Origin of the sequence: Chitinilyticum aquatile DSM 21506, assembly GCF_000430805.1 — a bacterium.
Taxonomy (GTDB): Bacteria; Pseudomonadota; Gammaproteobacteria; order Burkholderiales; family Chitinibacteraceae; genus Chitinilyticum; species Chitinilyticum aquatile.
In genome coordinates this window covers 88,525-111,012 of the sequence record NZ_AUMS01000004.1, presented here as the reverse complement: position 1 = coordinate 111,012, position 22,488 = coordinate 88,525, and the positions used below count along the sequence as shown (strand labels likewise).

Genomic DNA, 22,488 nt, shown 5'->3' with positions numbered 1-22,488 from the left:
GCAAAATCAACGATTTATTTTTTGTTTCTCATACGTTTTTCCCGGCTTTGCCGTGAAAAACGGGCCACAGGCTGATTTTCAACAGCCTGCCAATATCCGGCTATTATATCGCCGTGCTTTCTGACAGACGGCAAATATAATACATTGCCATGTATTGCCTTTTGGATCTTGTTTTTGAAGGGTCGCGGCTATATACCCTCGTTATTGATGGCAATTAAACTCGCTGGCCGGAGGTTTGACCGTTCACAAGCTCCGGCTGGCACAATTCGATTATCATTTCAGCATGTTAGCGATCAAAGCCCTTCCCGAACTGCCCCTGACCGAGGTGCTCGACCTCGCGCTGCAGGCCGGCCTCCTAGTGCACCTGTCCGGCGGCGATACCGACCGTGCCGCCGACACCATGCGCCGCATTGCGCTGGCGCTGGGCGCGGCACGCGCCGATACCGTCGTGTCCTCGCTCAATATCGGCATGACCATCGAGCGCGGTACCGAGCGCGACACGGCCTTTCGCCGTGCGCCACATGTGGGCGCCAATTTTGCCAACCTGTCCGCCATCCAGCGCCTGCTGGACGAGCTGGAAGCCGGCCAGCTCGATGTGATTGCGCTGCGCAACGCGCTGGATCACATCGCGCGCCGCAAGCCCTTCCATTCCCGCACGCTGATGGCGCTGCTGATCGGCCTGTCCTGTGGTGCATTTGCCGCCCTGTTTGGTGGCGATTTTGCCGCCGTGCTGATTACCACGCTGGGTGGAACACTGGGCGTGGCGGTACGCTTTCTGCTGCTGGCACACGGCTTCAAGCCGGTCGTCTTCGCGATTTGCGCGAGTTTTACTGCCCTGCTGGTCGTCGGCCTGCTGCGCAGCCTGACGGCTACGCCCGATGCGGCACTGGCGGCATCGGTGCTGTTCCTGATTCCGGGTGTGCCGCTGATCAATGGCGCATCCGACATGCTGGCTGCCAATTACCTCAATGGCATGGTGCGGCTGACCATGAGCGCGATGATCGTGATCGGCATCGCCATCGGCGTCAGCATTGCGCTGCGCTTTGTAGGCTAGGAGCCCGATGATGCACGCGTGGTTGATCGAACTCTGGGCCGCGCCGGCCGCACTCGGCTTTGCGCTGCTTTTCAATGTGCCGACCCGGGCGCTGGCTGCCTGTGGCATGCTGGCCATTCTGGGGCATGCCTGTCGCAAGCTGGTGATGGATGTGGGCGGCGCCGACATCGTGTTCGGTACGCTCATTGCGGCGCTACTGATCGGGCTGGTCGCCGAATGGTGGGGGAGGCGCCAGCGCGATGTGCCGCTGATGTATGCCATTACTGCGGCGATTCCGATGGTGCCCGGTACTTACATGTACAAGGCCGTGCAGGGGCTGCTCGGCATTGCCCAGCTGCAGGCCAATGCGGCCGGCGAGGAAATCCTGGTCAGTGCCGGGGTCAATATCGTCAAGGCCAGCATGATCGTGCTGGCGCTGGCCTTCGGCATTGCCGCGCCGCATCTGTTCTGGCCGAAGAAGCATCATTAGCCATCTGCCCTGGCTGCAGGCTAGAACGAGCAGGCCAGTCCCACCGAGAAACCGTGCACGTTGTTGCCGAACATGTAGCGGCCGACGAGCCGAGTGCGGGTGATGATCATCGAATATGCGCTGGAATCCAGCTCGATGCCCGCACCGAGCGAGCTGAGGTAGTCAAAACCCAGCACGCCGGCCTGATCGCCGAAATAGCGCGAATGCGACGCTTCGAGCACATAGCGGAAGGGCTTGCCGAGCAGTTGCCAGTCGCTGATCGGTGCACGCCAGCGCGCGTAGAGGTTGGCGGTGGACGAATCGGCCTTGCTTTGCATGTCCTTGCTGCCGGCGATACCTTCCAGATGCATGTAGGAATAGCGCAGCTCCAGGTCGATTTCGTGCGTAGCCTCGACGTGCTCGTAATCGAGCATGAGCGCGGCTCCCAGGCCTCCTGCCGTCATCTGTCCGCCGTCGGCAAAGTCGAAATCGATGCCGGTCCTGTTTTCCAGCCACCACTGGCCTAGCCGCACATCACTGGCGATGGCACCGAGGGCGATATTGGCGATCGGTCGGACGACCCATTCGCCATCTTCGGAGAGCGGAAAATCCCAGCCCACGCCGCCCTGCAGCATGCCGGAATTCCACTTCAGCGGGAGCGCGCGCTGTTCGTTGCCTTTGCTGGCAATGAAGACCGGATCGTAGCGGCTGTAACCAATGGCGCCTTCCAGATAGATTGGCGTTTCCTTGCTCATCGTGGCACCGCCGCCCAGCTGGCTCATGGTTACCGAAGGGTTGCCGCTTTGCGCGTTATTGATCGACAGCGAGCTGGCGGTCAGGTCGAGAATGGCTGAATAGGACAGCAGCGCCAGCACCGCATCGCCCTGCTTGCGGATGAGTTGTCTGTCAACCTGAAAACGTTCGTTGTCGGCAGCCTGTGCCGGTACGGCAAGGATCAGCGCACTGGCTGCGCAGACAGCCAGGGCAGTGGAAGCCGGGGCCAGAGAACGATGAAGGGGCGCCATACATGGTAAGCCGGAAAAGGACGGCTCAGGATAGCACAGCCCCGATTCTGCAGACCGGAACCGCGCATTCATGCGTCCGCTGTGCTGCTGGCAAGACACACCTGGTTGCGTCCGCTGGCCTTGGCTTCATACAGGCCCTGGTCGGCGCGGATCAGCGTGTCGCTGATCGCTTCTTCCGGTCGGCGCATGGCAACGCCCTGGCTGATGGTGAAGCTGAATGGCTTGTTGCTGCCGCGCCCGAACACCTGCTGGCTGACCGTCACCCGCAGGCGCTCGGCAATGCGCGATGCGGTGACGAGATCGGTATCGGGAAACAGCAGCACGAATTCTTCGCCGCCCAGACGCGCCAGCAGGTCGATGCTGCGCAGCTGCTCGCGCAGCAGGTTGGCGAGGCCGACCAGTGCCTGATCGCCAATGTCGTGCCCGAAGTTGTCGTTGATGCGTTTGAAATGGTCGATATCGAGCATGATGGCGGCAAGCGGAGTGCCGCGCCGTTCACTGCGATCCTGCTCTTCCTGGGCGCGCTCGAAAAAGGCCCGGCGATTGAGTAGTCCGGTCAGCGGATCGGTGCGGGCGCTGACTTCCAGCTGGGCGATCAGGTCGGTGTTGTCCTGCAGCACGCGCAGCAGCTGGTCGTTGGCCTGCCCCAGTGCGGCCGAAACGGCTTTTTCCTGGCTGAGGTCGGTGAGCATCTCGAAAAATACCTGCTCCTGTTCGCTCGGCTTGTGCAGGGCGACGATCAGCGAGCGCAGATGATAACGGGTGCCGTGCGGATGAACTCCGCTGAACTCGAAACTGGCCGGGCAGCCCTGTTCGGCCAGTGACAGGTAATAGCGCAGATCCATCTCGGGGGGCAACCAGCTGGCCGGCCGGCGCTGGCCCAGCAGTTGATCGGGGAGCTGGCCGACCAGCCGTGCCAGCGAGGCGCTGATGTAGGTGAAACGACCCTTGCGGTCCATGGTACTGATCAGCGCGTGATCCTGCAGCGCGCGCAGCCAGCTGTTCTGTCTTTGCTCCTGCACTTTGAGCTGGGTATCAAGCTGCCGTTCGCGCGTGATGTCGAGCATGAAGCCCTGCAGGCCGACGGGTAATCCCTTCTCGTCGAGCACCAGCTGGCGGTGGCAGCGGATGTGACGCTGCATGCCGTCTGCCAGGTGCAGCGTTACATCGCTGGTCGCACCATGCCCGGCAAGCAGTGCCAGATCGTCGCGCAGCAGGTTCTGCGCAACCCAGAGCGGCAGCAGATGGGCATCGCTGCGGCCGTAGAGTGCTTCCGGGCTTTCCAGCCCCAGCATGTAGCACCACGCTGCACTGGCGCTGGTGTAGTGCAGTTGCAGATCTTTCTGCCAGGCCGCGACGGGCAGGCGGGCAATCCAGTCGGCATGCCGCTTGTCTGCAGGCGGGAGAATCAGCGTGTCCACGGCGTCCCCTAGTCGTTCAGCTCGACGACGTAGTGGTAGTAGTCACTACGGAAGTAGGAATAGGTCAGTTCGATGATCTGCCCGTTCTGCAAGGCGCTGACGCGGGTCAGCTTGAGCAGCGCCTGTCCGGCGGCAAGCCCGCAGCGTGCTGCCATTTCCGCATCGCAGACGACGGCCTCGATTTCCTCGACGGCCCGGGCGATGTTGAGCTGGTGATCGGTCATGTACTGGTAGAGCGAGCTGCCTACCTGCAGCGGGTCGGGCAGGATGCTGGTTGGCAGGCTGGAGCGCTCATAGCCGATGATGATTTCGTTGGCGAGCCGGATGCGCTCCATGCGCGCGACCTTGTTGCCGGACTGCAGGTTGAGCCGCCATTGTTCGTCCAGATCCGGCTCGGCTACCGTGCGGGCGATCCAGCGTGACCCGGGGGTGAAGCCGCGAGCGCGCAGCATGTCGGACAGGCTGCTGAGTTTCGATACCGGTTGATCGATCTTGGGCGTGATGCGGTCGTGCCCGTCTTCGCCGGTCGCAATCCAGTTTTCCTGGCGCAGCAGGGTGAGTGCCTGCTCGACATCACGCTGTGCCATACCGGTCACGATGGCAATGGCTGCCGCACCGGGCAGGGCCTCGCTCGGCATCCAGTAACCGGCGCAGACCGCAATGCGCAGCTTCTGGAAAAATTGCAGCAGGGCGGGTTGCGGCAGCGACGGGTCGGGGGCAAGCGCCAGCAGTTTGCGATCGGGATGCAGCGAGGAAGCCATCGGGCAGACACCATGGGCAGGGATGGTTTTAACCATAGACAAGGAACCTGTCTGCAGAAAACCCCATACTCGGGGTATGCCGGCCAAGCGATTGAAAAAGCGACGGTTTTTCTGCCCTGTTTGCCTTGTTGTCGCGCGGCATGCCAGTATCGTGCAGTCCTGTTTCTGTCATTTTTGCCTTCTATCATGAAGGCGTTCTCATCCGGAGCCACTGAACATGCCCCGTCAACTGCAAGCCTATTCGGTTCGCCTGGAATTTGGTGGCGAAGCGCTGGTGCACGCCAATCTGTCGGGCGTGGCCTTCGTGAATCACGACCTCTGGGTGGCGGGGGATGAGGCGGCAGGGCTGATGCGCCTCACGCGCCTGCCCTCGGTAGCGGGTGAAACGCTGCGCTTTGGCGATTCGCGGTTTTTCCCGCTGGCCGAATATCTGGATCTGCCGGATGCGGCCGATGTCGAAGCCGATCTGGAGGGCATGGCGTATCACGACGGCTATCTGTGGCTGGTTGGCTCGCACGGCCTGAAGCGCAAGGCGCCCAAGGCTGGACGCAGCATCACGGAGAACCTGAAGCGGCTGGCGACGGTCAGCCACGATGGCAACCGCTGCCTGCTCGCCCGTATCCCCGTCATCGAAGGCAAGCAGGGCAGTGAACTGGCGCGCAAGACCGCCGACGGCCGTACCGCCGCCGTGCTGAGCGGCAATGATCGCGAGAATGAACTGAGTGCCCGCCTTGCTGACGACCCGCACTGGGGCGCTTACCTGCGGATTCCGGGCAAGGATAACGGTTTCGACATCGAAGGGCTGGCCGTACACGATGGGCATCTGCTGCTGGGCTTGCGTGGCCCGGTCCTGCGTGGCTGGTCGGGTCTGCTGGAAGTGCGGCTGAAGGATCGCGACGACGGCTTGCGCCTGGGCAAGCTGGGCGAGAAAGTGCGTTACCGCAAGCATTTCGTCCGGCTGGCCGGGCTGGGCGTGCGCGATTTGCTCTGGGATGGCGACGATCTCTTCATTCTGGCCGGCCCGACCATGGTGCTTGATGGTGCCATCCGCGTTTTCCGCTGGGACAACGCAGCCGCTGCGCTGGCCAGCGTGCCCGAGGAGTGCCCGGCCATGCTGTGGGAGACCGGCCCGCAGGAGGTGTTCAGCCTGCCGCATGGCATCGGCACTGACCGCGCCGAAGCCATCACCCGTCTGCCGCAAACCCTGCTGCCGGGGCCGGCCAGCTGGCTGGTGCTCTACGATGCGCCCAGCCCAGCCCGCAGCCCGGCCACGCATGTCGTGCTGGGCGACCTGCTGCAGCGTGATCCGGTGCTGAAAAAGGCACCGATCAGAAAGGCATAGATACAGTGGTTTGTATATTGATAAGACCTTTTTATTAAAAGGGCTGCATGGATATACCCATGTGTATTTCGCCGGGTGGCCCTCCTTGCTGCGCCTGCAGGCAGCGGCTGCTGTAGGCGGAATCACTTGTCATGCCGCAGAAAACGCTGCACATTGCCGTTTTCTTGCACAAAGATGACGAAGCCCGATGAGTTCCCCGCTTCTGCTGCTGCATGCCACCGCCGGCGCCGGCCACACCCGCGCGGCGCAGGCGATCGCCGCCGCGCTTGAACTGGCCGGCAGCCCCGGCCACCAGCTTGTCGACACGCTCGATTGCACGACGGCTTTCTTTCGCAGGATGTACGCCAAGGCCTACATCGATCTGGTGCAGGCCGCGCCGAATGTCTGGGGGCATCTGTACGAGCGCTACGATGTGGTGAAGGCGCCGAAAAGTAAAACGGCGCGCACGCGACTGGCCTTCGACAAGGTCAACAGCCGTGCCTTCCGCAAGTTGCTGGACGAACAGGCGCCACAGGCCATTCTCTGCACGCATTTTCTGCCGCTGGAGCTGCTGTCCGACCTGAAGGGCCGCGGCAAGCTGGCGACGCCGGTACACGCGGTGGTGACCGACGTCAGCCCGCACGCCTTCTGGGTGTACCCGCATATTGATCTGTACCATGTGGCGACGCCGGCCGGAGCGCGCGAACTGGAGCGCAAGGGCATTCCGGCCGCGCGGATCAATGTGACCGGCATTCCGGTCGACCCGGTATTTGCCCGGCAAACAGCGGCACCGGAAATGCGCCGCGAGCTCGGCCTGCCGGAGCGCCCGACGGTGCTGCTGCTCTCGGGCGGTTTCGGCATCGGTCCCTTGCTGGCGATGCTGGATTCCTTCGGTGACACGGACAACGGTCTGAGTCTTGTCGTGGTCGCCGGTCGCAATGCCGAGCTGGAAGCCGCCTGTCGCGAGAAAGCCGCGACCATGCCGGTGCCGGTGACGGTGCACGGCTTCGTGAGCAATATCCACCAGCTGATGGATGCCGCCGATCTGGTGGTCACCAAGCCCGGCGGCCTGACGACCAACGAGATTCTGGCCAAGGGCAAACCGATGGCTCTGGTGGCGCCGATCCCGGGGCAGGAGCAGCGCAACTGCGAATTCCTGCTGGAAGAGGGGGCCGCCGTGCGCCTCTACGATGCGGGTGATGCGGCCTGGTATTTCAGCCAGCTGCTCGGCAACACCGACAAGATCCGCGCGATGCAGGCGTCTGCCCGGCGCATTGCCCGGCCCCATGCGGCCGAACAGATTGCCCGGTGCCTGCTTGCCGAGCTGAAGGCCTTGCCCCAATGAAGTTATTGAAATCAATGAAGCCGCTGCTGACTTTGCTGCTGCTGTTGCTGGCCGGTAGCCTGCTGGCCGCAGGGCAGAACATCATCGACGACGGCTGGGCCACCGCGCAGGGCTACCGGTTTTCCGGCCGGCTGACCGAGGACACGCATCAACCGGCCAAAGCCGACAGCGGCAGCGTCACTGCGGCCTACCGCTCCACGCGCCTGCTGTTTTCCAGCGGTGCCGAGGGCGAGGTGGGCTGGTCGGTCGGCAAGCTGGTCTGGCGCAGTCGCGCGGACGATCATGGCTACTGGGCGCTGATGACCAACCAGCCCCTCACGCTGCCTGCTGGCTGGCACGCAATCGCCAGCCCGATACCCGCCAGCAGTGCGGCCAGCCTGCTGGTGCACGACCCGCAGAACCGGCTGGGCATCATTTCCGATATTGATGACACGATTCTGGTCAGCGAAGTGACGAACAAGGCGAAGCTGCTGAAAAACAGCCTCGCCGTACCGCCGGAAGCGCGGCAGGCGGTCGCCGGCGTGGCCGCCCTGTATGCGCGCACCGCGCAGCAGAATCCGAACCCGGCCGCGACGCCGATTTTCTACCTGTCCGCCTCGCCCAAACAGCTGACCGATAGCCTCCGTCGCTTTCTGGCCAAAAATGCTTTCCCGCGCGGCGTGCTGATGCTGAAAGAAGTGGGGCATGAAAGCCGCGATCCGCTGACCGACCAGCAGAATTACAAGCTGGGCCGCATCGAGGCCATCCTGCAGGCTTTTCCCGACGTGCAATTCATGCTGATTGGCGACGACGGCGAGCGGGACCCCGAAGTCTATGCCGAGATTGCGCGGCGTTACCCGCAGCAGATCAGCGGCGTCTGGATCCGCCGCGTCAGCGCCGACCCGAAACGTGCCCGCATTGCCGGCCAGCAGGATCTGGCAACGCTGCTGGCAAACTGAAACCCGGTGGATGAAAAGCAGCCAGCCGTTCAGCGGCCAGCTGCAACTGCGCGGCAGGACGACAAGGGCCGCGAAGTCGGCCGCAGTGCCAGGGCCCGACCGACTTCAAGTCGCATCTGCACGCCGATCCGGCCAGCAAGCGGGTACTCGGTGTGCCGTTCTATGGCCGCGGCTGGACAGGTGTTGCCAGTGGCAATAACGGCCTCTACCAGAAGGCCGGCAGCGCAGCGAAGGGTACCTATGAAGCGGGTATCGAAGACTACAAGGTGCTGAAAACTGCACCGGGCAAGGTCTTCGTGCATCCGGTGACCAAGCAGTCGTGGAAGTTCGACGGCAGCACGTTCTGGTCGTATGACACGCCGGAAGTGATCCAGACCAAGGTGGATTACGCCAAGCAGAAGGGTCTGGGCGGGGTATTCAGCTGGTCGTTCGATGGCGATACCAGCAATACCGAGCTGACCCGTGCGATGAACAAGGTTCGCCAGTAAGACGCATGCAGACCGCTACCTGCGGTATGCAGCAAGGAGCCCCGGCCTCGGCCGGGGTTTTTTCATGCGCCGTTTGGGGCCAGTCGGCCGGAGGGTGTTGTTGCAATGCCGCATGATCGGGCGATTGCTAGGCAAGGGCGGGCTGCTGTGCTGAACTGGCGGCTCGCAGGAGAGACGCGCAATGGATGCTGAATATGATGTGATCGTGGTGGGGGCTGGCATGGCGGGGGTGACTTACGCCCGTACTGTGCACGATGCCGGCCAGCGGGTCCTGCTGCTCGAGCGCTCGCGCGGGCTGGGCGGACGGATGGCGACCCGACGGAACGGCGACGATGTCTGGGATCATGGCGCGCAGTATTTCACGGTAACCCACCCCGACTTTCACACGCTGGTCACCGACTGGGTTGACGACGATCTGGCCGCAATCTGGCAGGGGCGGATTTATTGCTGGGATGGCGAAACCCTGCGTGAAAGCAGTCGTGCGATCCGCTATGTCGGCCTGCCCGGCATGACTGCGCTGTGCAAGGCGATGGCCGAACCACTGCCATGCCGGCTGCAATGCCGGGTTGAAGCATTGGAACGGCAGGACGGTCTGTGGCGGGTACGCAGTGGCCAGTCCATTTGGCTGGCTCCCCGGGTCGTGCTGGCGATGCCGCCGGAGCAGGCGGCACGCCTGCTGCCGGAAGAGCATCCGCTGTTGCGCCACACTACCGCCGCCGAGATGCTGCCGACCTGGACCTTGCTGATGAGTTTTGTCTCGCCGCCGCAATTGCCTTTCGATGGCCTGTTCATCAATCGCGAACCGCTGAGCTGGCTTGCCGACAATGCCAGCAAGCCGGGGCGGCCGGCATCAAACGATTGGGTGTTGCATGCATCGCCGGCCTGGTCGGCTGCACACTTGGCCTTGCCGGCGGAGGAAGTGGCGGCGCTGCTGGAGCACGCCTTTCTGGATCTGTGCGAACAGCTGGCGCCGGGCGTGCCGGTGCCGGCCAGGCAAAGCATGCAGGCGCATTGCTGGCGCTATGCCAGGCCGGCTGGCCAGGCATCAGCCCGGGCCTTTCTGGAAAGCGCTGACGGGCTGGCACTGATCGGCGACTGGTTGCAGGGTGGACGGGTGGAAGGTGCGTTCCTGTCGGGTGTGGCGCTGGCACGCCAGCATTGCGGCCTGCCAGCTACGCTCGACGAAGAAGAGGTTTGAATGGGTATGCCTCTGCAGCCATTTTAAATAAATGGCTACAGAGGTATGGAGGGTAGCGTATCAGGCTTCCGGCAGCGTCGTGCCAAAGGCGGCGTTGAATTGTTCCGCCAGCGAGGCGCGTGTGAAGCGGTGATTCTGGCAGCCGCGCTGGGCGATTTTCAGGCTGCCGAGCAGCGAGGCAAGCCGGCCGGTGGTCGGCCAGTCCCAGCCCTGCGTGATGCCGTAGAGCAGGCCGGCACGGAAGGCATCGCCGCAGCCAGTTGGGTCGACAACCGCGGCAGCAGGTACGGCCGGGATATCGTGGCAGACGCCGTCGGCGTAGATTTTCGCGCCCTCGCCGCCCAGCGTCACGACCAGTGCCTTGACCTTGCCGGCGAGCTGTTCCAGTGTCAGCCCGGTTTTCTGCTGCAGCATGGCCGATTCGTAATCGTTCAGTGCCAGATAATCGGCCTGTTCGATGAAGGTCAGCAGCTCCTCGCCATTGAACATCGGCATGCCCTGACCCGGGTCGAAGATGAAGGGAATGCCGGCGGCAGCCAGCTGTGCGGCATGTTCGATCATGCCATCGCGGCCATCGGGGGTGACAATCGCCAGCGAGACCGGTTCGCCGATCTGGTCGACGGTATTGAGGTGGCTGAAGCTCATTGCGCCCGGATGGAAGGCGGTGATCTGGCAGTCATCCAGATCGGTGGTGACGAAACACTGGCCGGTGAACTGATCGGGCAGTTCACGGATCTGGTCACGGCGGATGCCAAGTTCGTCAAAGCGTTGTGCATACGGTGCAAAATCGCTGCCGGCCGTCGCCATGATCAGCGGCTCGCCACCCAGCAGTTTTAAGCTGTAGGCAATGTTGCCGGCGCAGCCGCCGAATTCGCGTCGCATTTCCGGAACAAGAAACGAGACGGACAGCACGTGCAGCTGCTCGGGCAGGATATGATTACGAAACCGGTCCGGGTAGACCATGATGTTGTCATAGGCCAGCGAGCCGCAGATCAGGATGGACATCGGGAACTCCTTGCATGAATCCGCTGATTATAGCGACCTGCAAGGTACCCGCGCCGGGGATTGTATTCATGCTTCCCTGAATCTGGCATGCCGACTCCCAACCAGCCCCGACCAGGCAGACCGTGACGTACCAACTCGACCCCTTCACTCTTGCCGTTCTTGCCGTGTGCTGCGCCTGCCTCGGCTGGGGCGCCGTCGCCCTGCATGCAATCGAGAGCCGCAACGAGCGCGATGGCGCGGTTGCGAACCTGGCCTGGGGTATGGGTTTCCAGGCGTGTGGGAGCCTGCTGCTGTGTCTTGGTGGGATCTGGCTGCAGCCCTGGTGCATGGCGCTGGCGCAAACGCTGTTTACCGTTGCATTGCTGCTCTGGCTGGCCGGGGTACGCCGGCTGGCCCGGCGGCAGCCCCGTCTGGACTGGCTGGCGCTGCTGGCCCCGGGCTCCCTGCTGCTTGCACTCGCGCAAGCCTTGCTGCTGCCCCGCCCGGCACTCGCCTTGCTGGTTCCTGTCTTTTTCCAGCTTCCGCTGGCGCTGCTGCTGGCGCGCGAGCTCAGCCGCCTGCTGGCGGTCGATGAAATCAGCTGGGTGCGGCGCACGGCGATTACCGTCCTGCTTCTGCACGCTACTGCGCTGTGCGCGCTCGCCCTCGCCGGATTGTCCGGCAAGCTGGATTTTGCCCCACCCGGGCCGCTTGGACAGTGGCTGGACCTGCTGGTGTTCAACCTCTGCCTGCCTTTGAGTCTGCTCTTGCTCAGCGCGCACTTGCTGCGCGCGCGTCTTTCCAGCCTGGTGCGCCATGATGCGCTGACTGGGCTTCTGAATCGGCGCGGCATGGAAGAGTTGGCCTTGCGCGAGCTGCGCCGGGCCCGCAAGCGTAATGGCAAGCTGGGCGTGATCCTGTTTGATCTGGACCAGTTCCGCCTGGTGAATGATCGCTATGGTTTTGCTGTGGGTGACGCGGCGCTGAAGACCTTCAGCCATCAGCTGCGTGCAGCAGCGCCGGAAGGCAGCTGGCTTGGACGGGTTGGCGGCGACGAATTCTGCATCCTGCTCGAACTCAATGGCGGTGGCAGTCTTGCTGCACTGCGCTCTCGACTCGGGCTGCTGCTGGGTACGGTAGACATTGATAGTGGTGACGTGGCCATCCGCCAGCCGGCCTCGCTGGGCTGGGCGGTGATGGGCCTGGATGGCGAGGAATTCGAAGTGCTGCTGCAGGTTGCGGCGCAGCGCCTGCAGCAGGGCCGCAAGGGACGGGATACCGCTGGCGAGGGTGAAGAGGCAGCGCGCGACAGCTACGTCGTCAGCGAAGCCACCATTGCCCGTCTGCAAATGGAGCAGGGGCGTCCCGCACTACCCTGATTCCCAAAGAATAAAGCGGTTCATGCACAGCCCCGGTTCAGGGCATCAAACCGTTGATTTTGAGCGTGAGCTGAACGCGGTCGGCAACGCCAAGTTTTTCGAAGGCAGCGCTGAGGTGAGCTTTCACCGTTCGTTCGGTAATGCCGAGCTGGCGGGCAATTTCCTTGTTGGCCGCGCCCTGCGCAGCCAGCCGGGCCACATCCTGCTCGCGCTCCGACAACTTTGCCAGTGCGCCGGCCGGATTGGCGCCGGCAGGCACCGGAATCTGCCGGACAGTGGCAAGCAGATGCTGAACGAGTGTACGGCCTGCCCAGATTTCGCCAGCAGAAACCACATTCAGAACCTGCTGCAGCAACGCCGCGGGTGCTGCGGCATGGCAATAGCCGCGAACGCCGCTACCAAGCAGCCGCATTCCTTCGGCATCGTCCGGCAGTGTGTTTGTGGCGATCAGCAGGCCATCCAGGCTGCGCTGCTGCCACCAGGCTTCGCTGCGGTTCAGTAGATCAGGGTGGGCAAGATCGAGCAGAACCAGCGCGTGACTATCGGCAGGCCAGTCGCTATCGGCCGTGCGAATTTCGAATGCAGCGCCGGCCGCACTGCGCCAGTGCTGTTCCAGACCGGCATCCCGGGTGACTAGATAGAGCAGTTTCATTGTATTTTGCAGGTCACCGTTCGGTCAGTGCGCTGGATTTTGCGCGCAGCACCGGTTTCAGCAGATAGGCCAGAATGCTCTTTTTCCCGGTCAGGATATCGACCTCGGCGACCATGCCGGGTTTGATCGGCAGCATCTTGCCGTCCTTTTCGAGAAAGCCCTTGTTGGTTTTTACCTGCACGAGATAGAAGGCATTGCCCTTCTCGTCGGTGATGGTATCGGCACCGATCTGTACCACTTCGGCATCCAGCCCGCCATAGACGGCAAAATCATAGGCAGTGAATTTCACCAGCGCCTTCTGGCCGGGGCGCAGGAAGGCAATATCCTTCGGAACGACCTTGGCTTCCAGTAGCAGGCTGTCATCGGCCGGGACGATTTCGACGATGTCCTTGCCGGGCTGCACAACACCACCCACGGTATTGGCGTGCAGCTGCTTGACCACGCCCTTCATCGGCGCGCGGATTTCAGATTGCTTGACCCGGTCGGCCAGTGCAACGCTGCCCTCTGAGATGCTGTTGAGCTTGCTCATCGTTTCAGCCAGTTCTGACCTGGCCTGATTGCGGAAGGTCAGTTCGACTTCCTGCACCTTGCGGGTAAATTCACCAATCGCGGACTGAATGCGTGGCAGCTGGGCAGCGGCAGAATCACGTTCGCCACGAAAACGCGCCAGATCGCGTTCCAGCCGCAGGATTTCCACTTCGGAAACCGCGCCGCTTTTCAGCAGCGGTTTTGTCGCTTCCAGTTCGCGCTGCGTCAGGTCGTAGCTTTGGGCTGCCTGGTCACGGCGGGCGCGGACTTCATTCATTTCCTGGCTGCGCTGCGCCGCCTGCTGGCGCGCAACGCCAACCATGGCATCCAGTTCGGCCATCTTGGACTGGTAGAGTGATTCTTCCTGCATGGCAATGTCGGGTGCGTCGTTCTTCACATCTTCCGGCAGAACGAAGGGCTTGCCCGATGAAATGGCATCCAGCCGCGCGGCCTTTGCCTGCAGCGAGTAGTACTGCGCACGGTTTTCCTTCAGCGATGATTCGAAGCGGGTCGGGTCGATTTTCAGCAGCAACTGGCCTTTCTCCACTGCCTCACCTTCGCGTACCTTGATTTCCTGCACGATGCCGCCATCTAGGCTTTGCACGACCTGCAGCTGGCGCGACGGGATGACCTTGCCTTCGCCCTTGGTGACCTCATCGAGCTGGGCAAACGCAGCCCAGACAATCAGTACCAGAATGGCAAGCAGTGAACAGCGCACCAGAATGCGTGCGCCCCGCGGATTCTGCTCGGCGATCACCCAGTCGGCATCGGTGATGAAATCCGTCTCGTGCTGCGGATTCTTTTCGTCGCGCAGCAGCAGATAGCGGTCAAACCAGGCGCTGCTTTTCTCGACGAGGCGGTTCCACAGACGGGAGAAGCGGGTGTTGCGTTTGATCTTGATTTCCATCAGCTGGCCCGCCCTACTCGGCCCTGTTGCAGGGCTTCGACAACTTGTGCTTTCGGCCCGTCTGCGACAACCTGGCCACTGTCGATCACGATCAGGCGGTCAACCAGCTCGAGCAGCGAGGTGCGGTGCGTAACCAGCAGCACGCTCTTGCCGGCAATGTACTGGCGTAGACGGCCTTTCAGGCGTTCTTCGCTCTGGTGGTCCATCGAGCTGGAAGGCTCGTCCAGCAGCAGGATGGGGGGATCGTTGAGCACGGCCCGCGCAATCGTGACCGCCTGGCGCTGGCCGCCCGAGAGCGATTCGCCGCGTTCGCTGATCGGCATGTCGTAGCCGCGCGGATGGGCATTCGCAAACTCGTCGACACCGGCGAGTTCGGCTGCGGCCACGATAGTGCTGTCACTGGCGAAGGGGGCTCCCATGGCGATGTTCTGCTTGAGCGAGCCATAGAAAAGAATCGGTTCCTGCGGCACGAAACCGATGGCACGGCGCAGCTCGGCCGGATCGATCTGGCGGGTGTCGATGCCGTCGATCAGTACCGCCCCCTGCAGGGGATGGTACAGCCCCAGCACCAGCTTCTCGATGGTGGTTTTTCCCGAGCCGATGCGGCCGATCAGTGCCACTTTCTCGCCGGCCTTGACGCGGAAGGATACTCCGCGCAGCGCAGCGTCTTCGCGGCCCGGATAGCTGAAGTGCACATCGCGGAATTCGATGTCGCCACGGAATACGGCACGATGCAGGAAGCTGCTGTCGGCAGGCCGTTCGATCGGCATCTCCATGTGTGATTCGATGGCGGTAAGCGAGGAGCGGGCATTCTGGTATTGCATCAGGATGCCGGCAATCTGGCCCAGCGGCGCCATGGCACGTCCGGACAGCATGGATGCGGCGATGATGCCGCCCATCGACATCTGGCCCAGCGCCATCAGGTAGACACCGGTGATGATCATGACGACATAGACCAGCTGGCTGATCATCTGCGAAAAATTGACCGTGGTGCTCGACAGCAGTTTCAGCTGTCCGCCCTTCTGGGCGAGGAAGAGGGTTGCGCGCTCCCAGCGGCGCTGGAATTCGCCTTCTGCGGTGGCTGTTTTGATTGTTTCGATGCCGGTCAGGCTTTCGACTAGCGTTGCATTGCGCTGCGCAGTGGCGCGCTGGGTCTCTTCGACCATGTTCTGCATCTTGGCTTGCGCCAGTAGCGAGAACACCACGATCAGCAACATGCCGACCAGTGGCGGCAGCACCAGCCAGGGCGAAATCCAGACCAGTACCAGCAGGAATATCAGCACGAAGGGCAGATCGACCAGCGTGGAAATCGTGGCGGATGCAATGAAATCGCGGATGGATTCGAAAGCGCGCAGATTGGCGGAAAAGGAGCCGACCGACGCTGGACGCGCTTCCATGCGCAGGCCCAGTACGCGCTCCATGATGAGCGTCGAGAGCGTGATGTCGATGCGTTTCGACGCTACATCGAGAATGTAGCCGCGTGCGGTACGCAGCACGAAATCAAAGCCCAGCAGCAGCAGCGCGCCGATGGCCAGTACCCAGAGCGTATCGAAGGCATGGTTGGGAACGACGCGGTCATACACATTCATCGAAAACAGCGGGATGGCCAGCGCGAACAGATTGATCATGAAGGCGGCCAGCAGCGAATCGCGGTACAGCCGCCAGTTGTCGAAGACCACGCTCCAGAACCAGTGCCGTGCGCGGATCTTGCCGAGCTCCGGTGTGCGCAGGTCGAAGCGGAAACGCGGGCGGACATAGGCCACGATGCCCGAGTAGCGCTCGGCCAGCTCTTCTGCGCTCAGTTCGACAACGGATTCGGCGGCTTCGGTAAAGCGGAGCTGGTATTTGCCATCCGTCGTGCGGCCAAGCAACACGCAGGCATTCTGGTCGTTGAGCAGCAGAATGGCCGGCAGTAGGCGTTCGTCGAGCAGATGGAGTTCACGGCGCAGTACACGGGCGGTAAGGCCTGCCCGCGCGGCAGCCCTGGGCAGCAGCGACGGAGTAAGACGCTTGTCTTCCAGTGGCAGGCCGGCTGCCAGTGCTTCACGGGTCCAGGGGTCACCATTCAGACGGGTGATTTCAACCAGGCTATCGAGCAACGGGTCGAAATGGGCCTGATGCTCGCCGACATGCCAGTCAAAGGTTTGCGCGCGGAACGAAGCGGTGGTGGTCATCCGTGTGCCTGAAAGAAGAGTGCTGTTAGCTTACCGTGAGTGCCTGCCTGTCAGCAATCAGGGATAAGCCGGTTCATGGCAGAAACTTGCAAGGATTCAGTAAATTCTGCGGATCCAGTGCGGTTTTGATCTGCCGCATCATCGCCAGCTCGACGGGGCTGCGGTAAGTCGCGAGCAAGCGCCGCTTCAACTGGCCAATGCCATGTTCGGCGCTGAAGCTGCCCTGACGTGCGGCCACGGCGCTGTAGACCAGTTCGTTGACCGTACTTTCTTCAGCATAGACAGCTGCGCTGTGGTCAGGCAGGAAGATGTTGTAGTGCAGGTTGCCGTCACCCAGATGGCCAAAGGCAATGATCTGTGCGGCAGGGTAGGCAGCCAGCAGGCTCTGCCCGCATTCGTCGATAAAGCCGGGAATGGCCGAGAGCGGCACGCTGATGTCATGCTTGATGCTGACGCCTTCGAGGCGCTGGGCTTCGGGAATCGATTCGCGCAAATCCCAGAATGCCCTGGATTGGGCGCCATGTTGCGCCAGCAAGGCGTCTTCGCAACCGGCCGCAAAAAGTGCTTCGGCCAGCCGGTCGTTCAAGGTTTCGCTGTCGCCGCCATCGGCCAGTTCGACCAGCACTAGCCAGTCCGGAATCGGCTGGAAGGGTTGCGGCAGTGACGGAAAATGCTTGGCAAGCAATGCCATGCACGGTGCGGAAATCAATTCGAACGAGGTAATGCGGTCGCCGACACTGCCCTGCAGCCCGTGCAGCAGCTCGAGCGCGGCTTGCGGGCTGGCGATGTTCACCAGCGCGGTGGCGTGTGCAGTCGGCGCCGGATACAACCGCAGCACGGCCCGCGTGATGATGCCCAGCGTGCCTTCCGAACCGATGAAGAGCTGCTTGAGGTCGTAACCGGTGTTGTCCTTTCTGAGTCCGCGCAGGCCGTTCCAGATGGTGCCGTCGGCCAGCACCACTTCCAGCCCCAGAGTCAGGTTGCGCATATTGCCGTAGCGCAGCACGTTGATGCCACCGGCGTTCGTCGCCAGCGCGCCGCCGATCTGGCAGCTGGCGGCGGCCGCCCAGTCGGCGGGAAACAGGCGATCCGCATCGCGTGCGGCCTTCTGTACGCTGGCCAGCGTCGCTCCGGCAGCGACAGTGATGGTGTTGTTTTCCGCGTCGATCTGCTCGATGGCGTTGTAGCGCTCGAGGCTGATGACCAGCGCCGTGCCGCTGCTGTCGGGCGTTGCGCCGCCACACAGGCTGGTATTGCCACCCTGCGGCACGACAGGAACACCATGACGATGGCACAGGGCCAGCATCGCAGCGACTTCAGTTGTGTCGCGCGGGCGGGCGACCGCCAGCGCACTGCCCTGATAGCGGCGGCGCTGGTCCAGCAGGTAGCCGGCCATGGCGTCACCCATGAGGATGCCGGCGGCATCGGTCAGGGTGGCAAGCGCGGCAAGAAATTCAGCAGACATGGTATTGCCCAATCAAATACGGGTATACCAATAGCGGTATACCCGTAAGGCCGTTATTTATGAAAGGCTTCGGAGTTATACCCTTATAGCCAGAAGTCGGTGCGCTGGCGGTGGCACAGCAGTACGCGCTGGAAATGGCCCGGGTCCTTGGCAAACGTCATTTCACCGCTGGCCGGCTTGTGGAAGTCGAACAGGCGGGATACCCAGAAGCGCAATGCTGCGGCGCGCAGCATCGCCGGCCAGGCGGTGCGCTCGCTGTCGGTCAGCGGCCGCACCGACTGGTAGGCCGCAAGAAAGGCACGGGCACGCTCGGGGTCGATGTCACCGTTGCCGGTTACGCACCAGTCGTTAAGCGTGATGGCAACGTCGTAGAGCAGCGTGTCGTTGCAGGCGTAGTAAAAATCGATGAAGCCGCCAACGTGGTCGCCGTTCATCAGCACATTGTCGCGGAACAGGTCAGCGTGAATCACGCCGCGCGGCAATGCATTGCGCGACCATTCAGCCTGGAACAGCACTTCGTCGTGCAGTTGCGCGGCTTCCTCTGCAGGCATGAAGCCGTACACTTCGGCGGCGGTATGCGTCCACCAGTGCGGTCCGCGCGGATTGTCCATGTGGCCGCTGTAGCTGTTTGCGGCCAGATGCATCTGCGCCAGCATTTCGCCGACCTCGCCGCATTGTCCGGCGTTGGGATGGTCGACCACGACGCCCGGCAGGCAGTTCACCAGCAGGGTCGGGCGGCCATTGAGTTCATCCACGTACTGGTCGTCGAAATTGGCAATCGGCGCGGCGACCGCGATGCCATGGTGCGCCAGATGCGCCATCAGCTTCACGTAGTAGTCCAGCTCGTCCGCCATCAGCGTTTCGAACAGCGTCAGCACATAGCGGCCATGCGTGGTGGTGACAAAGTAATTGGTGTTGGTGACGCCGGCAGCAATGCCTTTGAGTTCGACGAGCGTTCCCAGCGCATAGCGCTTCAGAAAGGGCTGCAGATCGGCTTCGGAAACGGTGGTAAAAACGGACATGCGACTTCCAGGTGAATAGGGGGCGTGACAGGCGCTCAGCTTACCACTCGAAGAGGGTCCAGCGCGGCACGCTCAGGCGCGGGCCGTCGGTTTCGCGCCGGCTGAATTTGCCGTCGCCGTTTTCATCGACCAGATAATAGGGTTTGCCGACTTTCGGGGTGACCTTGACCATGTAAAGGCGCCCCTTGAGACGGTATTCGATCAGCGTGCGCTGGTCTTCGTTCACGATGCGCACTTCGGTTTCCGCTTCCTGCGCGGCAGGCTCGTCGGGCGCAGTGTTGACGGGTTCGGCCGGTTTTTCGTCGGCAGCCAGTACCGGCATTGCGGCCAGTGCAAGCAGCAGGCTCAGGTGATGCAGTTTCATGGTTGTATCCTCATGGGGGCTGGCCGCCTGCCAGCGCCGTGGCTGCCGCAAAAAACGGACTGCGTGCGCATTCAGCCGGTAATATGGCGTTCGCAGACTCGCTTATCGCTGGTCGCAGTGAATTTTCTTACACCGAAGTATAGAGGTTTTATCGCATGGCCACCCTGTTGCTGATTGATGGCTCGTCCTACCTGTACCGCGCTTTCCATGCGATTCGCGAATTGTCGGCGCCGGATGGCACGCCGAGCAATGCCCTGTTCGGTTTCGTGAACATGCTGAAGAAGCTGCGTGAAACCACGCCGGCCGATTATATCGCCTGCGTGTTTGATGCCAAAGGCAAAACCTTTCGCGACGACATCTATCCCGAATACAAGGCGCAGCGCCCGCCAATGCCGGATGAACTGCGCGTACAGATCGAGCCCATCCATCAGGCGGTGGCGGCCTTCGGCCTGAAAATCCTGATGGTTGACGGCGTCGAGGCCGACGACGTGATCGGCACGCTGGCGCGTGCGGCCAGCGAACAGGGCATCGAGACCATCCTGTCGACTGGCGACAAGGACATGGCGCAACTGGTCAACCAGCATGTGCGCATCGAAAACTCCATGAGTGGCGAAGTGCTCGACGAAGCTGGAGTGTTCGAGAAATTCGGCGTGCGGCCCGACCAGATCGTTGATTACCTCACGCTGGTCGGTGATACGGTCGACAATGTTCCCGGCGTACCAAAGTGCGGACCGAAAACGGCGGCGAAATGGCTGGGTGAATTCGGCACGCTGGATGCGCTGGTGGCGCAGGCCGACACCGTGAAGGGCGTGGTCGGGCAGAATTTGCGCGACAGCCTGGCATGGCTGCCGACCGCGAAGACGCTGGTGACGATCAAGTGCGACGTTGATCTGCAGCGCGAGCTGCCCGCTGGCATTGCCGATCTGGCGCCGCTGAGCGAAGACTGGCCGATGCTGCTCAATCTCTTCAAGCGTTACAACTTCCGCACCTGGCTGCGCGAGGCTGAAGCCAAACTGGCGACGCCCGCCGGTATGCCCATGACGAGTGGTGACCTGTTTGCTGATGTCAGCGCAGCCGACGTGACTGCGCAAGCGGCCGCCACACCCCAGGCACCCAGCCTGCCGGCCCCGGTCGAGCGGCATTATGTGACCATCCAGGATGAAGCGACGTTCGATGCCTGGCTTGCAAAACTGCATGCCTGCGAGCTGGTTGCGCTCGATACCGAAACGACCAGCCTGGATGCCATGCAGGCGCGGCTCGTCGGCATGTCGTTCGCGGTGGCGGATGGCGAAGCGGCGTATCTGCCGCTGGCACATCGCGGCCCTGATTGTCCCGTCCAGTTGCCGTTTGATGCCACACTGGCGAAGCTCAAACCCTGGCTGGAATCCGCTGCGCACAAGAAGGTCGGGCAAAACCTGAAATATGACCAGCACATTTTTGCCAACCATGGCATCGCGCTGGCTGGCATTCATGACGACACGCTGCTGATGTCCTACGTGCTCGCCAGCCACCTGCGCCACAATATGGATGATCAGGCCGAGCGCGAGCTGGGCGAAACGACGATCAAGTACGAAGAGGTGTGCGGCAAGGGCGCGAAGGCCATCGGCTTCGACGAGGTCGAAGTGACAAAGGCGGCAGAGTATGCGGCGGAAGATGCCGATATTACTCGGCGTCTGGCCTATACCCTGCTGCCGCGTATCACTGACCGGCTGGCTTATGTGTACCGCGACATCGAGTTGCCCAGCCGCGACGTGCTCTATGCGATGGAGCGCCACGGCGTGCTATTGGATACAGCGCTGCTGGGCCGCCAGAGCCACGAAATCGGCCTGCGTCTGGTCGAGCTGGAGCAGGAGGCCTACACGCTGGCCGGCCAGCCCTTCAACCTTGCCAGCCCCAAGCAGATCGGCGAAATCTTCTTCGAGCAGCTCAAGCTGCCGGTGGTGAAGAAAACCCCCAAGGGCGCGCCATCGACCGACGAAGAGGTGCTGGAAGAGCTGGCGAAAGACTATCCGTTGCCCAAAGTGCTGCTGGAACACCGCGCCCTGTCCAAGCTGAAATCGACCTACACCGACAAGCTGCCGCAGATGGTCAACCAGACTACTGGCCGCGTGCACACCAGCTACAACCAGACCGTCGCGGTGACCGGGCGGCTGAGCTCCAGCGACCCGAACCTGCAGAATATCCCGGTCCGTACCGCAGAAGGCCGGTGCATCCGCGAGGCCTTTATCGCGCCGCCGGGGCATGTGATTGTGTCGGCGGATTATTCGCAGATCGAGCTGCGCATCATGGCGCATCTGTCCGAAGACGCGAACCTGATGCGCGCGTTTGCCGAGGGCATGGACGTGCATCGCGCCACGGCTGCCGAGGTATTCGGCTGCAGTGTCGATGAAGTGACCAGCGAGCAGCGCCGCTACGCCAAGACGATCAATTTCGGCCTGATCTACGGCATGAGCCAGTTTGGGCTTGCCAGCCAGCTTGGCATCACGCGCGACGCGGCGAAAACCTTTATCGAGCGCTATTTCCACCGCTTCCCCGGCGTGGCCGAATACATGGAAAACACCCGCAACACTGCGCGAGAGCAGGGCTATGTGGAAACCGTGTTCGGCCGGCGGCTGTGGCTGCCCGAGATCAAGTCGCCCAACCCGATGCGCCGCGCCGGCGCCGAGCGTGCGGCGATCAATGCGCCAATGCAGGGAACGGCTGCCGATCTGATCAAGCTGGCGATGATCGCCGTGCAGAACTGGCTGGTGAACGAGAAGCTCGCCAGCCGGCTCATCATGCAGGTGCACGACGAGCTGGTGTTGGAAGTGCCGGAGAATGAACTCGAGCGTATCCGCGAGGGAATCCCGGCGTGCATGGCGGACATTCCCGGGCTGAATGTGCCGCTCGTCGCCGAGTTGGGTTCTGGTAAGAATTGGGAGGAGGCACACTGATACATCGGCGGGCACTGGCTGACAATGCTGCACTGCAAATATCGGTTGTACGGAGACAAAGCTGTTCTAGAGTAAAAACCT

At 62.3% G+C, this 22,488-nt stretch carries 19 protein-coding genes; 9 read left to right on the top strand and 10 right to left on the bottom strand.

Annotated elements, in window-relative coordinates:
• Nucleotides 1–283: 283 nt before the first annotated feature.
• Nucleotides 284–1,054, top strand: a complete 771-nt coding sequence (locus tag H559_RS0103260) for a threonine/serine exporter family protein (protein WP_155845271.1) — start codon at nucleotides 284–286, stop codon at nucleotides 1,052–1,054.
• 10 nt (nucleotides 1,055–1,064) lie between these two features.
• Nucleotides 1,065–1,523, top strand: a complete 459-nt coding sequence (locus H559_RS0103255) for a threonine/serine exporter family protein (RefSeq protein WP_162143287.1) — start codon at nucleotides 1,065–1,067, stop codon at nucleotides 1,521–1,523.
• Nucleotides 1,524–1,543: 20 nt separating this feature from the next.
• Here H559_RS0103255 and H559_RS0103250 read toward each other — a convergent pair whose 3' ends face one another.
• The 3 genes from H559_RS0103250 to H559_RS0103240 form a co-directional block, all read right to left on the bottom strand.
• Nucleotides 1,544–2,527, bottom strand: coding sequence for a hypothetical protein (locus tag H559_RS0103250; protein ID WP_051278873.1), 984 nt, complete (start codon nucleotides 2,525–2,527; stop codon nucleotides 1,544–1,546).
• 68 nt (nucleotides 2,528–2,595) lie between these two features.
• Complete coding sequence (locus H559_RS21315) at nucleotides 2,596–3,948, bottom strand: GGDEF domain-containing protein (RefSeq protein WP_051278872.1); 1,353 nt, start codon at nucleotides 3,946–3,948, stop codon at nucleotides 2,596–2,598.
• A gap of 8 nt (nucleotides 3,949–3,956) precedes the next feature.
• The gene (locus tag H559_RS0103240) at nucleotides 3,957–4,709 is read right to left on the bottom strand and encodes a GntR family transcriptional regulator (RefSeq protein WP_028451507.1); all 753 of its coding nucleotides are present in this window, start codon (nucleotides 4,707–4,709) and stop codon (nucleotides 3,957–3,959) included.
• Between the two features lie 217 nt (nucleotides 4,710–4,926).
• Here H559_RS0103240 and H559_RS18645 point away from each other — a divergent pair, with 217 nt between their 5' ends.
• The 5 genes from H559_RS18645 (at nucleotide 4,927) to H559_RS0103215 (ending at nucleotide 9,999) form a co-directional block, all read left to right on the top strand.
• Nucleotides 4,927–6,051 (top strand): DUF3616 domain-containing protein, encoded by a 1,125-nt coding sequence (locus H559_RS18645; protein WP_051278871.1) that lies wholly within the window; start codon nucleotides 4,927–4,929, stop codon nucleotides 6,049–6,051.
• Between the two features lie 187 nt (nucleotides 6,052–6,238).
• Entirely contained in the window at nucleotides 6,239–7,375 is a 1,137-nt protein-coding gene (locus H559_RS0103230; RefSeq protein ID WP_028451506.1) for an MGDG synthase family glycosyltransferase, read from the top strand.
• The gene (locus tag H559_RS21310) at nucleotides 7,372–8,313 is read left to right on the top strand and encodes a phosphatase domain-containing protein (RefSeq protein ID WP_081412850.1); all 942 of its coding nucleotides are present in this window, start codon (nucleotides 7,372–7,374) and stop codon (nucleotides 8,311–8,313) included. Before H559_RS0103230 ends, H559_RS21310 begins: the two co-directional genes overlap by 4 nt.
• A 116-nt stretch (nucleotides 8,314–8,429) precedes the next feature.
• The gene (locus H559_RS0103220; protein WP_081412849.1) at nucleotides 8,430–8,801 is read left to right on the top strand and encodes a glycosyl hydrolase family 18 protein; all 372 of its coding nucleotides are present in this window, start codon (nucleotides 8,430–8,432) and stop codon (nucleotides 8,799–8,801) included.
• Nucleotides 8,802–8,982: 181 nt separating this feature from the next.
• Nucleotides 8,983–9,999: an NAD(P)/FAD-dependent oxidoreductase gene (locus tag H559_RS0103215; protein ID WP_028451504.1), complete on the top strand. Its 1,017-nt coding sequence runs from the start codon at nucleotides 8,983–8,985 to the stop codon at nucleotides 9,997–9,999.
• 60 nt (nucleotides 10,000–10,059) lie between these two features.
• Here the strand turns inward: H559_RS0103215 and H559_RS0103210 are convergent, their stop codons facing one another.
• Entirely contained in the window at nucleotides 10,060–11,004 is a 945-nt protein-coding gene (locus tag H559_RS0103210; protein WP_028451503.1) for a carbohydrate kinase family protein, read from the bottom strand.
• A gap of 122 nt (nucleotides 11,005–11,126) precedes the next feature.
• Between H559_RS0103210 and H559_RS0103205 the strand changes: the two genes are divergently transcribed.
• On the top strand, nucleotides 11,127–12,362 hold the full coding sequence (locus tag H559_RS0103205) for a GGDEF domain-containing protein (RefSeq protein WP_028451502.1): 1,236 nt from the start codon (nucleotides 11,127–11,129) through the stop codon (nucleotides 12,360–12,362).
• A 37-nt stretch (nucleotides 12,363–12,399) separates the two neighbouring features.
• On the opposite strand, the gene H559_RS0103200 is transcribed toward H559_RS0103205, so the two are convergent.
• The 6 genes from H559_RS0103200 to H559_RS0103175 form a co-directional block, all read right to left on the bottom strand.
• Entirely contained in the window at nucleotides 12,400–13,014 is a 615-nt protein-coding gene (locus H559_RS0103200) for a response regulator transcription factor (protein WP_028451501.1), read from the bottom strand.
• Nucleotides 13,015–13,027: 13 nt separating this feature from the next.
• Nucleotides 13,028–14,449 carry an HlyD family type I secretion periplasmic adaptor subunit gene (locus H559_RS0103195; RefSeq protein WP_028451500.1) on the bottom strand — a complete coding sequence of 474 codons (1,422 nt, stop codon included), beginning with the start codon at nucleotides 14,447–14,449 and terminating at the stop codon, nucleotides 13,028–13,030.
• Entirely contained in the window at nucleotides 14,449–16,623 is a 2,175-nt protein-coding gene (locus tag H559_RS0103190) for a type I secretion system permease/ATPase (RefSeq protein WP_051278869.1), read from the bottom strand. Before H559_RS0103190 ends, H559_RS0103195 begins: the two co-directional genes overlap by 1 nt.
• Nucleotides 16,624–16,696: 73 nt before the next feature.
• The gene (locus tag H559_RS0103185) at nucleotides 16,697–18,088 is read right to left on the bottom strand and encodes an FAD-binding oxidoreductase (RefSeq protein WP_028451498.1); all 1,392 of its coding nucleotides are present in this window, start codon (nucleotides 18,086–18,088) and stop codon (nucleotides 16,697–16,699) included.
• Nucleotides 18,089–18,171: 83 nt separating this feature from the next.
• The gene (locus H559_RS0103180) at nucleotides 18,172–19,110 is read right to left on the bottom strand and encodes a homoserine kinase (protein WP_028451497.1); all 939 of its coding nucleotides are present in this window, start codon (nucleotides 19,108–19,110) and stop codon (nucleotides 18,172–18,174) included.
• A 40-nt stretch (nucleotides 19,111–19,150) separates the two neighbouring features.
• The gene (locus H559_RS0103175; protein WP_028451496.1) at nucleotides 19,151–19,474 is read right to left on the bottom strand and encodes a DUF2782 domain-containing protein; all 324 of its coding nucleotides are present in this window, start codon (nucleotides 19,472–19,474) and stop codon (nucleotides 19,151–19,153) included.
• A 155-nt stretch (nucleotides 19,475–19,629) separates the two neighbouring features.
• Here H559_RS0103175 and polA point away from each other — a divergent pair, with 155 nt between their 5' ends.
• Nucleotides 19,630–22,407, top strand: a complete 2,778-nt coding sequence (gene polA, locus H559_RS0103170) for a DNA polymerase I (protein WP_028451495.1) — start codon at nucleotides 19,630–19,632, stop codon at nucleotides 22,405–22,407.
• Nucleotides 22,408–22,488: the final 81 nt, after the last annotated feature.